8 protein-coding genes are annotated in these 12587 nt (G+C 67.6%); 5 read left to right on the forward strand and 3 right to left on the reverse strand.

What is annotated here, in order from left to right; all coding sequences use genetic code 11:
* Positions 1-66: 66 nt before the first annotated feature.
* The 5 genes from BDW41_RS18410 (at position 67) to BDW41_RS18430 (ending at position 7397) form a co-directional block, all read left to right on the forward strand.
* Positions 67-1392: an amino acid permease gene (locus BDW41_RS18410; RefSeq protein ID WP_110301655.1), complete on the forward strand. Its 1326-nt coding sequence runs from the start codon at positions 67-69 to the stop codon at positions 1390-1392.
* A gap of 51 nt (positions 1393-1443) precedes the next feature.
* Positions 1444-1977: a (2Fe-2S)-binding protein gene (locus tag BDW41_RS18415; RefSeq protein ID WP_074550523.1), complete on the forward strand. Its 534-nt coding sequence runs from the start codon at positions 1444-1446 to the stop codon at positions 1975-1977.
* Positions 1974-4238 (forward strand): molybdopterin cofactor-binding domain-containing protein, encoded by a 2265-nt coding sequence (locus BDW41_RS18420; RefSeq protein WP_083337723.1) that lies wholly within the window; start codon positions 1974-1976, stop codon positions 4236-4238. Before BDW41_RS18415 ends, BDW41_RS18420 begins: the two co-directional genes overlap by 4 nt.
* A 238-nt stretch (positions 4239-4476) precedes the next feature.
* Positions 4477-6717, forward strand: a complete 2241-nt coding sequence (locus BDW41_RS18425) for a patatin-like phospholipase family protein (protein WP_074550521.1) — start codon at positions 4477-4479, stop codon at positions 6715-6717.
* 98 nt (positions 6718-6815) lie between these two features.
* Positions 6816-7397, forward strand: a complete 582-nt coding sequence (locus BDW41_RS18430) for a hypothetical protein (protein WP_074550519.1) — start codon at positions 6816-6818, stop codon at positions 7395-7397.
* Positions 7398-7425: 28 nt separating this feature from the next.
* Here the strand turns inward: BDW41_RS18430 and BDW41_RS18435 are convergent, their stop codons facing one another.
* The 3 genes from BDW41_RS18435 to BDW41_RS18445 all read right to left on the reverse strand — a co-directional run bounded on the left by BDW41_RS18435 (position 7426) and on the right by BDW41_RS18445 (position 12537).
* The gene (locus BDW41_RS18435) at positions 7426-9972 is read right to left on the reverse strand and encodes a hypothetical protein (RefSeq protein WP_074550517.1); all 2547 of its coding nucleotides are present in this window, start codon (positions 9970-9972) and stop codon (positions 7426-7428) included.
* Between the two features lie 128 nt (positions 9973-10100).
* Positions 10101-10535 carry a hypothetical protein gene (locus BDW41_RS18440; RefSeq protein ID WP_074550515.1) on the reverse strand — a complete coding sequence of 145 codons (435 nt, stop codon included), beginning with the start codon at positions 10533-10535 and terminating at the stop codon, positions 10101-10103.
* A gap of 112 nt (positions 10536-10647) precedes the next feature.
* Entirely contained in the window at positions 10648-12537 is a 1890-nt protein-coding gene (locus BDW41_RS18445) for a hypothetical protein (protein ID WP_233496928.1), read from the reverse strand.
* Positions 12538-12587 lie beyond the last annotated feature (50 nt).

A 12587-nucleotide genomic window follows, 5' to 3' on the forward strand; every position in this document is an offset into this window, starting at 1 on the left:
CGCCGGGCTTGCCCTGGGCCCGCCCCAACCGCCATGCTCGCCGCAATTTCACGCAGCGGCGCATCCATGAGCGACACCTCGACTTCCGGCGGCTACGTCCGTCGTCTCCGTCCGTGGGACGCGGCCCTTATCGTGGTCGGCGGATTGATCGGCGGCGGCATCTTCCTGAACCCCTATATCGCCGCGGGACGCACGGAATCGGGGCTGGCCCTGCTGTTGGTGTGGGTGGGCGCGGGCGTGCTGACCCTCATTGGCGCGCTGTGCTACGCCGAGCTGGGCGCCCGCCGGCCCCATGCGGGCGGCAGCTACGTGTATCTGCGCGATGCCTTCGGGCCGCTGGCCGGGTTCCTGTTCGGCTGGACCATGCTGCTGGTGATCTATTCGGGCTCCAGCGCGGCGGTGGCCACCATCTTCGCCAGCTATGCCGCGGCGGTATTCGGCTTGCCGGCCACCATGATCACGCCGCTGGCCGCCGGTGCGCTGGCTTTCGTGGCGCTGATCAACCTGTTTGGCCTGAAGCTCGGCGCGCAGGTCCACAACCTGTTCACCCTGCTGAAGCTGCTGGCGGTGGCGGTGCTGGTGGTGTGCGGCCTGTTCCTCGCCGGCGCCGGCGGCAAGGATGTGCTCGCCCCCGACCCGGCCTTCGCGGGCGTGGGCTTCATGGGGGCGGCGCTGCCGGTGCTGTTCGCGTATTCCGGCTTCACCTACCTCAACAACCTCGCGGGCGAAGTGGCCGAACCGCAGCGCACCCTGCCCCGGGCGCTCTTCATCGGCATGGTGCTGGTGATCGCCGCCTATGCGCTGGTGAATCTCGCCTACCTGGCCGTGCTGGGCCACGACGGCCTAGCCGCCAGCCATACCCCGGCGGCGGACGTGATGCAGCGCGTGTTCGGCGGTGCGGGCGCCAAGGTCATGGCCATCGGCATCGCGATTTCCACGCTCGGCTTCTGCAACATCACCCTGGTATCGGGGGCGCGCGTGCTGCAGGTGATGGGCGACGACGGCCTGTTCTTCCGCAGCGTGGCGCGCCTGCACCCGGTGCACCGCACGCCCAACGTCGCCCTGCTGCTGCTTTCGGGCTGGGCCATCGTGCTGGTGCTGTCCGGCAGCTACGGGCAGTTGCTCGATTACGCCACCTTTGGCGACTGGCTGGCCTGCGCGGTGGGCGTGGGCACGCTGTTCTGGTATCGCCGCCACGAGGGCGCGCAGGCCAGTTTCCGCGTGCCGGGGTACCCCGTGCTGCCCCTGGTGTTCATCGCCACGGTGGGCCTGGTGGTGGTGCAAAGCCTGCAGAACAGCCCCAAAAACACCGGCATCGGCCTGCTGATCATGGCCGCCGGCATCCCGGTCTACCTGGTGTGGCGTCGCCTGTTCAGCCGGGTTGCCTCCTAAGAACCACGCTGCAATGCCACAATGAGCGGATTCCGAAGGAGCTTCGAACCGATGGCGAACGCGCAAGACCAGATGCCGACACCCGGTACTAGCAACACCATCACGCCCGAGAAGGTGCGCGAAGGTGTCGATCTGGAGATCAACGGCAAGAGCTATCGCCACACTGGCGACGACCAGATGCCCCTGCTGTGGTACCTGCGCGACGTGCTGCGCCTGACCGGCACCAAGTACAGCGGCGAGCATGGCGAAGGCGGCTACGACCTGGTGCTGGTCGACGGCAAGCTCGCCTCGGCCACCAACCTGCCGGTCGTCAAGCTGGCCGGCAAGAAAGTGACCACGGTCGAAGGCCTTGCCGCCACCGACGGCAAGCTGCATCCGCTGCAGCAGGCGTTCGTCGACGAAGACGCCATCGGCTGTGGCTACTGCACGCCGGGCTGGCTGATGGCCGCGCTCGACCTGCTCAATCGCCATCCGCAACCGAGCGACAACGACATCGACCAGTTGCCCAATCTCTGCCGCTGCGGCTGCCAGACCCGCGTGCGCCGCGCCATCAAGCGCGCCGCCGCCAAGGGAGGCCGCGCATGAGCCGCGCCACCGAATCCACCATGCAGCTTTCGCGTCGTCATTTTCTGAAAGTGCTCGCCGGCACGGCCGGTGCGCTGATCGTCGGCATTCCGTTCGCCGAGGCCGTCGATGCACCGGTTCCACCCTCGATGCTGGGCGATACGCTCTATGGCCTGGGCGCCTACGTGCGCATCGACGCCGACGGCAACGTGGTCATCGGCATCCGCGACCCGGACACGGGCACCGGCACGTCCACCTCGCTCGCCCGCATCATCGCCGACGAACTCGATGCCGACTGGACCCGCGTCAGCGTGGTGCCGCTAGGCCTGGGCGTGGAGGACAACAACGGCCAGCCGCGCTGGGTATACGGCCACCAGACCAGCGGCCTGGGCGATTCCATTCCGGCGGCATGGGCCGACCTGCGCGGCGCCGGTGCGCTGGCGCGCTGGCTGCTGATGCAGGCGGCCGCGCGCCGCCTGGGCGTTCCCGCCGATCGCCTGCGTTGCGAGGAAGGCCACGTCGTCGCGCCCGATGGCCGCCGCTTCGATTACGGCGCGCTGGCCGAGGCCGCGGCGAAAATCGCGCCGCCCGACGCGCCGGTGCCGACCAAGACGCCGGACCGCTACACCCTGATCGGCCAGCCCGCCGGCGAGATCGACGCGCGCGCCATCGTCACGGGACAGACCGCCTACGCGCTCGACACCTACGTGGCCGAGGCGCTGGTCGCCGTGCTCTCGCACTGCCCGTGGCCCGACGGCAGCGTGGACAGCCTGGACACCACCGAGACGCTCGCCGTGAAGGGCGTGGTGAAGGTGGTGCAGATCAAGCCCGAAGCGGGCGTACCGCTGGGCCAGACCGTGCGTTCGCCCGCCGTGGCCGTGCTCGCCGAAAACACCTGGGCCGCCCTGCAGGGACGCGCCAAGCTCAAGCTGCATTGGAAGGCCGGCGCGCAGAGCGAAAGCAGCGCCTGGTTCGAGCAGCAGGCCACCGACGTCATCAACGACAAGAGCGCCCAGCCGACGACGCGCGTGCGCAACGACGGCGATGTCGACGCCGCCGGCAAGAAGGCCAGCCGCCGCATCGAGGCGACTTACGTGCAACCGTGGCTCGCCCATGCCACGGCCGAACCCATGAACTGCGTGGTGAAGCTCGACAAGGACCGCGCCGTGCTCGTGGTGCCGACCCAGGCGCCGCAGCAGGCATGGAAGGTCGTGCAGCGCCTCACCGGCCTGTCGCCCGCGCAGATCGACATCCGCGTGCCGCGCGTCGGCGGTGGCTATGGCCGCCGCCTGGATCACGACTACGTCGCCGAAGCCGTCATGCTCGCCAAGGCGGTGGAGCGGCCCGTCAAGCTCCTGTGGACGCGCGACGAAGACCTCACGCAGGACTACTACCGCTCCGCCAGCGTGCACAAGTTCAGCGCCACGCTGGACGGCAAGCGCCAGATCGTCGGCTGGAACCAGCGCATGGCCAGCGCCTCCGCACTGGCGCAGCGCGGCGTCCCCGACGATCGCCTGTGGACGTCCGAAATTGACGCCCACCAGCTGCCCGCAGGACTCGTGCCCAACCTGCGCAGCGACTGGTACTCCCTGCCCTCCGCCATGCTTCGCGGGCCCTCGCGCGGCATGCCGCACGTGAGCAACGCCTTCGCCGTCGAAAGCTTCGTCGACGAGATCGCCTACGCGCTCAAGGAAGATCCGCTGGTCACGCGGCTGCGCCTGATCGGCGAGCCGCGCATGATTCCGCTGGGCGATGGCCGCACGCTCGACACCGGCCGCCTGATCAACGTGCTGAAGCTGGTCGCCGACCGCATCGAATGGAAGAACTGGCTGCGCACCGTGAACGGCCTTGGCATCGCCTGCTGGCATGTCGATGGCGCCTACGTGGCGCACGCGGTGGAAGCCTCCCTGCAAGGCAACAAGCTCAACATCGAGCGCGTGGTGTGCGCCGTCGACGTCGGCCGCGCGATCAACCCCATGGGGCTCGGGGGCCAGGTGGCCGGCGCCACGCTCGATGCGCTGTCCGCCGCGCTCAACCTGTCGGTGAGCTACAAGGACAGCCAGGTGCAGCAGCACAACTGGAAGGACTACCCGCTGGCAAGCATGGCGCAGCTGCCCGATACCACCGACGTGATCATCGTGCCGGGGGATCGCGATCCCACCGGCGCCAGCTTCCTCGGCATGCCAACGGCAGCGCCGGCCCTCGCCAACGCGGTGTTCCGCGTGAGCGCCGTGCGCGTGCGCCGTTTGCCATTGCTGAAGGAAATGCTGCGCATGCTGTAAACGACGGCGCCGCATCGGCCCCGTTTTTCTTTTCGGGCGCCGATGCCTTGCGTGTTGGCGCGGCACTCGCGCAGACAGCTTTGTGACGAATGCGTAGAGACGTTTCGGGGCTCGTCACGCCACCGCGTCTAAGCAATTTTACCAACGCGCGAATCCGTTTTCTGACTTACGATGCCCTGACTTCGGCGTTGCCTGCGCGGTGTCGCCGTTCTCTAGGATGGGGGTGGTGATGCGTTGTATGTTCGCGTTGGTGGTCCTGCTGTGCCTGTGTGTCGCCATGCCCGTGCTCGGGCAATCCGCACCTGCTGAATCGCCCCGTTGCATCGGTCTCGTGCTTGGCGGCGGCGGCGCGCGGGGCGCGGCGCACATCGGCGTACTCGAGGTACTCGAACGCGAGCACATCCCCATCTGCCGCGTTTCCGGCACCAGCATGGGCTCCATCGTGGGTGGCATGTATGCGGCCGGCTACACGCCGGAGGAAATGGACCACATCATCACCACGCTGGACTGGAACGATCTGTTCTCGGACAACCCCGCGCGCATCGAATTGCCCATGCGGCGCAAGGACGCCGATTACCGCTACCTGCTCAATTTCGAAGTCGGCTACAAGAACGGCCACATCATCACGCCCGCCGGCGTGGTGCAGGGACAGAAGCTGCTGTTGCTCCTGCGCCGACTGCTGATCTCCACCTGGAACGTGCACGATTTCGATCAGCTGTCGATTCCGTTCCGCGCGGTGGCCACGGATATCGTGGCCGGCAAGCCGGTGGTGTTCGGCTCGGGCGACCTGGCGTTGTCGATCCGTTCCAGCATGTCCGTGCCGGGCGCGTTCGCGCCCACCAATGTCGACGACCAACTGCTGGTCGACGGCGGCCTGATGGACAACGTGCCCATCGACATCGCGCGCAACATGGGTGCCCAGCAGCTCATCGTGGTCAACGTCGGCTCGCCGCTGGCGACGAAGGCGGAACTGAGCAACCCCGTCGCCGTGCTCAACCAGATGGTCAGCGCGCTGATGGAGGAGAAGACGCAACGGCAGCTGGATACGCTGGGCCCCGACGACATCCTGATCACGCCCGCGCTGGGCAACATGAGCGCGGCGGAATTCAACCGCGGCGCGGAAGCCATCGCCATCGGCAAGGCCGCCGCCGAGGCCGCGTTGCCGCGCCTGAAGGCGTTGTCGGTGGGCCCGGAGCAATGGGAGGCGTTCGTGGCGCACCATCGGCAGCGCGTCTTCGATCCGGCGCTGGTGGCGTTCCTCAAGGTCGACGGCGCGCACACCGACACCGCCAAGTACGTGGCCGAACGCCTGGCGAAGGACGTGGACAAGCCGTTCGATCCGACCAAGCTGGAATCACAGATCGGCAGCATCTACGGCCAGGGCAATTACCAGCAGATCGACTACCGCCTGCAGGAGGACAACGGCAATCGCGGGCTGCTGATCATTCCACGCGACAAGCCGTGGGGGCCGGTCTACGGCAAGCTGGGCTTCGAGCTGGACGACGATTTTGCCGGGCGCAGCGAATACCTGATCTCGGGCGAAGTTCGCGCCACCAACATCAACAAGCTCGGCGCCGAATGGCGCAGCACAGCGTGGATGGGTCGCATCGGCGGCCTGGCCACGGAGTTCTACCAGCCCTTCGGCCAGGGCGCTTCCACCTATGTGATGCCCTACGGCCTGCTGCGCAACGAAGACTTTCCTGTCTTCACCTCGGACGGCGAAAAGCAGCTGGCCGAGTACCGCGTCAAACGCAGCTACATGGGCTTCGAGACTGGCTGGTCGCCCCTGCCCTATTTGCGCATCCTCGGTTCCTATACGCGCGGCCGCGACAAGGGCGACCTGCGCATCGGCAATCCCGAAGACTTCTTCAGCGAAAAACAGGAATACAGCCTTACCAAGGTCGGCGCGGACTGGGACACCCTGGACGATGCCCAATTCCCTTCCAAGGGCGCGCGCGTCTCCTTCAACTACAACATGTACCGGCCGTGGCTGGGCGGCAGCCAGACGGGCGACGTGGCGCAACTGAAGGCCGACTGGGTGCCGGATTTCGGCCTGGCCGAAACCCGCTATCACGTGCTGCTCGGCATGTGGGCCAGCAGCGCGCTGGACCATGACAAGCAGATGGACAAGTTCTTCGAGGCGCAGAGTTTCCTGGGCGGGTTCCTGAACCTGTCGGGTTATCCCGAACGCTCGCTGCACGGCGATCAGTCCATCCTGGGCCGGGCCGTGGTGTACCGGCGCACCGGAAAGATGGATGCCATCTTCTCCACGCCGGTCTACGTCGGCGCCAGCCTGGAGGCGGGCAATACCTGGCAGAGCAGGAGCGACGTGCGGCTCGACTCGCTGATCTACGCCGGCAGCCTGTTCCTGGGCGTCCAGACCCCGCTCGGCCCGCTGTTCCTGGGCTATGGCTATGCGCAGGGCGGCCACAATTCGGTCTACCTGACCTTCGGCTCGCTGCTGCGACCCACGCCCTGAGGCGGTGCGGCGGCTATCGCGAAGTCTCCACGATCCCCGCCGCACAATCACCTGGCCGCCCACCCGTCGGGGTGGGCCTTCACCAGGGAGCCATCGCCATGAAAGCGTTGCGTCTGTTCGCCATTGCGGCCGGTCTTGTGCTGTGCGCGTGTTCCAGTGTCAGCATCACCAACCAGTGGCGCGATCCGTCATGGCCAGGACCGCCGGCCAGCCGCGTGGTGGTCGTGGGCATCTCGCGCAGCGACACGATGCGCCACGTCTTCGAAGACACCTTCTCGCAGCAGTTGCAGGCGGCCGGCATCCAGGCCGCACCGAGCTACACGCAGATTCCCGCCGGGACCACGGGCGCCATCGGGCTGCGTGACCTGGTGAAGTCCAGCGGTGGGCAGGTCGTGCTGGTCACCCGCGTGCAGAGGGTGGAACAGAAGACCAGCGTGACGCCGAGCGGCCCGATGTACGGCGGCTTCTATGGCTGGTACGGCGGCGCCTGGGCCTCCGTGCCCGACGTGCAGCAGTACGACGTGGTGACGCTGGAAACCAGCGTGTGGGATCCGCGTTCGGAGAAGCTGGTGTGGACAGTGACCACGCAGGGCATCGGCAACAAGGACATCCCCAAGGCCACCACGCAGCTGGCGCAGACGCTGATTCCCAAGCTCAAGACCGACGGCATCCTGCGCTGAGCGCAGGTGCCGTCATCAGGGTTCCGGCCTAGCGCCGGAACCCTCCGTGAAAGCCGCCGAAGTGGCCGCCACCGAATGAGGGGCGGAAGCCACCCATCTGTCCGCGGAAGTGGTTGTCGTAATTGCCGCGGTCGAACTGCTGGCGCTGGGGTCGATCGAACGACTGCCCGTCACCGCCGCGGTCGCGCGCCATGCGGTCCTGTTCCGTATTGACGCTGTCGGGCGAGGCCACGCGGTTGAAGTTGCCGCCGGTATCAGCCTTCTGCCAGCCCTGGCCTGGGTCGTAACGGTAGACGTTGCCATCGCGACCGGCATACACGTGGTCGTCCACGTTGACGACACCGCCGTGGTTCACCTGGCCGGTCTCGCGGTTGTAGTTCACGTAGCCCGCACCGCGCGCATCGCCACCGATGCCCTGGGTGTTGAACGTACCGGCAGCGCCCGCGCCCTCGTTGGTGCGGCCGGCCACGCCAGCTTCGTGGGTCACGCGGCCCGTGTTCGTGTTCACCACCGTGCGCTCGCCAGCAGCGGCGGCGTTGCCGGTGTAGGGATTCACCGCGGCGCCACCGTGGCCCGCCACCACGCGGCCGGTCTGCGGGTTGTAGCGGATGCCGCCGGCCTGGCCGGTGGTCACGCCCGTGTAGGCATTGGTGTTGTGCCCCGCGTAGCCGTAGCCGTGGCCGCCGGTGACGGTGTTGTAGTAGCTGCCGCGACCGGCGGCGCCGTAGTTGCCCGTCCAGGGGTTGGACCATGCCACGCCGCGGCCCGAGACCACGCTGTTGCCCCAGCGGCCATAGACGTTCGCCGCCGAGATGGCGCCACCCCAGTAGCCAGGATAGTAGCCGCCGCCCCAATAACCCCACGGCCCCCACCACGGGCCGTACCAGGCCGACGCCCACGCCGCGCCCCAGGCGAAACCGAAGCCCCAGCCAGCCCACGGCGTCCAGCCGAACGACACGTCGAAGCCGTAGGTGGCCGGACAGCCGTACCACTCATTGCCCACCCACGAGTCGCAGGCATAACCGGTGCCGTAGACCACCACGCCGTCGCTGCTCACCGTGCCGTAGTAGCCCGGCGAATAGCCCACGTAGACCTGATCGTCGGCATGGCCGTAGACGTACATGTAGGTGACGTAATGCAGCGGCGAGCTCGGCGGAATGGTGTAGATCACCGATGGCACGTCCAGGGCCACCGACCATGGGCCGTTCGCCGTCACCGCGGTGAACCACACGCCGTTCTGCACGGCGTAGTAAGCATCGGCATTCACGCGGATCACCGGCACCGGCGTGTTCCACGCATAGGAAAGCGCGGTACCGTCGATGGGCTTGAACTGCGCGGGGCCGTCATACGACAGGTGCAGTTGCGTGGTTCGCATGTTCACCGTCGCCGTCTGCGGAATGCTGTTGGCGATCAGCGATTCGCGCGCTTCGGGCGTGCCCGGCACCGAGGCGAGCACCGCGCTCTTGGGGCTGTCCGAAGGGATCTTCGCGAAGTCGGCGGGAAGATCCTTGCCGGCCACATAGCGCCACGGCCCCTGCGTGGAACTGGCGGTGAACCAGCGTCCGGAGATCAGCACGTACCACGTCGAGTCCTGGGTCTGGTCGACGAACACGTCCTCGGACGTGTTGGCGACGTAGGCCAGCTGGGTGCCGGGAATGGCTTCGAACTGCGGATCGCCGTCCACCATGATCAATTCGGACGGCTGCGTGCGCACCACGATGTCCGGCAGCTTGCCCGAGGCCAGCACCTGCTTGAGCGCGTCGGACGGTGTATCCAGCGGATCGACCTGCTTGGCCTTCTCCGCCGCTTCAGCCGCCTGCAGCACGGAGGATGGCGGCTGCTTCACCGCCGACCACGGGCCATCCAGCGTCGATGATTTCACCCAATGGCTGGCGAACAGCAGGTAGTACTGGCCACCGTCCTGCAGCAGCAGCGAGCGCGTGTTGACGATGCGGCTCACGCTGCCCTTGCCGGTGGGATGCGCCACGGGCGTGCCGTCGATGAGCACCAGCAAGGCGGGCTTGAAGGAAAAGACGATCTGCGGCGGATCGTTGCGCACGGCGACGTTCTTCACCTCGCCCTGCGCCTGGCTGATCGCCAGCGAGGCTTCTATGGTGTCGAGGTCGGCCACCTGGCTGCCGCGACCGGCAGCGTTCTGCAGCAGGGTTTGATAGCGCGCCTGCTGCGCGGTGGCGGTGGGAAACGACACCTTGTCGATGGTGACGTTGGACAGCGTGACCTGCCGCAGGGTCTTGTCGGTCACCGTGCGTGCGGTGAACCACGCCACGCCGTAATCCAGCACATCGTGCGGCTTGCCATCGGCACCCACCTGCGTGCCGGTCTTCACCGAAACGGCGAGGCGGCCCTTGAGCAGGTGGCCGTCCCAGCTTTCGAGCTGCGGATGGTGAAGCACCAGTTGCGTGCCATCGACGTCGAAACTGTGCGGCCAGGCACGGGAGTCGATGTTGGCCTGCGACGACGCGGCAAAGGTGGGAGTGTTCTGCTGGGCGCGGCCCGGGTCGTTCATGACCAGGCCGAGCGCCAGTACCAGACAGGACCAGCGAACTGCTTGCATAGATACCTCGAAGGGGAAGTGCTCTTCGTCAACGCTGCGCGATGCCCCGCGAGCATGCGGCTCGATAGGCGGGCCCGGTAGCGCAAATTGTCGAACGACACCTAGGTAGATTTACCTAGCGCTCGCGCCTATTCGTCCTTGCTGATGGTCAGCTCGCCGACGGTGATGCCCATTTCCACGCCATGTCCCACGCCGGCGATGGCCAGCGACACCGGCCCCTTGGTGAGCACCTGCGCGTCGCCGGCCTTGAGCACTGTGTGCGCGTTGAGATCGGCATACGTGCCGGGCACGTCGGCAATCGAGCGCAAGGCGGTGAAGTCGCCATGGCCGTCGTCGACCTGCGAGCTGCCGATGGACAGGCCGCCGCCACGGGCCTCCAGCTTCACCTTCATCGACTGTCCGTTGTTGCAGGTGACCACGCCGTGGCCGCTGACGTGCTTGTAGATCAGCGACCAGCTGCTCAGGTCGAAACGAAGCTTGCAGCTCAGGTCCTCGCTGGCGTGCGCGCTGGTGGCCGCGAGCGGTGCCGCCAAGAGCAGGAAGGCGATCAGATAGTTCTTCACGTGTCACGTCCTCGATCAAAACGTGGAAGCGTGACTATGAGAGCCTCTGTTCCGCCAGCGCACTTCTACGGCGCCGATGGCTGATGAACTACGTAAGAGGATGCCTAGGGCATCAATGGAACTGGTCGCTCGCCGGAATCCACGTGGTGGCGCTGCGCGCGGGGCCTGTGGGCACCGTGGTGGTATCGGCAGGGCAGCCCGGCGGTGGCGGACCGCCGGCAACGCGGGCCGCCGCGCACTGGGCGCTATTGTCCAGCTTGACTGTCGCCATCGTGGGCGTCGCGCTGACAGGTGCCGGCGGCGGCACCAGCGGGTTGGTGGGCGCGAGCTTCATCTTGTCGTACACGACATCGTCCACCGGCTGCGGCGGGGGATTGCCGTCGCCGCAACCGAACAGCGCCATCGGGAACAACGGCATCACCACGCATTCCACGCGCACGCCGCGCGGCAGGTGAAAGGTGTGCCGCATGGTGGTCTTTTCCACGGCATGGCGCAGCGCGGTGTCGATAGAGCTCTCGCCTTCCGGCGTCCAGTCCTTCTCGAAGCGCGTCGCCTGATAACCGATGTTGGGCGTGCCGTGGGACATGATCTCCGTGTTGCCATGCGGCTTGAGCTGCACATAGGTGCCCACCGCGCCCTCCTGCTCGCCCTGCCCCTTGCCGCCCTGGCTGCTGCCGTTGCCCTGGCCGGGCGGCAGCGACAGGTTGAGTCCCTTGCCGCCCGTGGTGCTGGGCGATTGCGCCACGCCGTTCGGCTGCCCCGGCGTGCCGGCGCGGCTGCCCTGCGGCGTCGCATTGGGCGCGCTGCTCTCGCCGCTTTCACGGGATGGCGCACTCGACTCGCTGCTGGCCGTGCTCGCCTGCGCACTCGATGCGCTTTGGGATGAGGCCTGCGACGCCGATGGCGTGGCCGCACTCTGCGTCGGCGAGGCTTCCGCCGGTGTTTCGGACAACTGCGGGCGCTCGATGGACGGTTTGTTGTCCAGGGCGATGGCCTTGGGCGCGGCCACTTCCACGTGCGGCGCCTGCGGGTGTTCGACCGTCGGCTGCGGATTGGGCGGCAACGGCACCGCTTCGAGCTGCGGCTTTTCCGCTACGCGAATGGCGGGCGACTCGATCCTGGGCTGCTCGCGTGGCACCACCGGGGCCACCGTCGTCGGCTGCGGCTGCAGGTTCACTGTCGGCGCGGCCTGCGCCGGCATGGGCACTTCCTGCAGTTCGGGTTCGGGTGGCGACGCGGGCGTTTCCGGACGCGATACCGGCGCAATGCTGGGGCGCGCTTCCGTGGGCACGGCCTTTTCCATGGCGACCGTCGGCGGCGTCACGACCGGAGCGGACTGCGCGGGTACTTCCGGCAGCGCCAGCGAGGCCGGCGGCGGCATGGGCTGGGTGCCTTCCACCTGTGGCTTGCGCACGGGCTCGGGCTGGAACGTGGGAGGCACCGGTTTCTCGACCGCCGGAGTCTCCACCGCCACCTGCGGCGGTTCCGGCGCCACGGGCACCGGCTGCACCTGTTCGGCGGGCGCGGGCTTGGGCACCGTCACCGGCGGCAGCGGCGCGGCGGTGACTTCCGGCTTGGGCGCCGTCGCCTTGGGTACGTCAGTCACCACCGGCGTCTGCATTGCCGGCACAGGCACCGGCGCCAGGTCGCTGCTGGTGCGGGTGGACGAGCTGCTCTGGCGCGCCGTGTGCGGCGCGTTGTTCGCATTGCCCTTGTGCACCGGCCCCACCTGCTTGGGCGGCGTGCCGCGCACCGGCGGCGGCGGTGGGGGTTCTTCCTTGGGTTCCTCGATCAGGCGCACGACCAGCGGCGGCGACTCGTCGTTGAGTTCTTCCATCTCGTAGGCCGGGCCCAGGATGGCGCCGAACAGGAACACCAGATGCACCAGCAGTGCGCCGACCAGCGCCAGGATGCGCAGCCAGCGATCGCGCGGACGCTCGGCCCGCCGCCGACGATAGACGGCCGCGCTCTCCGCCGCCGACTTCGGCGATGGTAGCGACACGGTCAGTCGGCCTGCGGATTCCCTCTCCATGACGGAAGTGTAGCGGGCGG

Source organism: Dyella sp. AtDHG13, assembly GCF_003201105.1.
GTDB classification, from domain to species: Bacteria; Pseudomonadota; Gammaproteobacteria; order Xanthomonadales; family Rhodanobacteraceae; genus Dyella; species Dyella jiangningensis_B.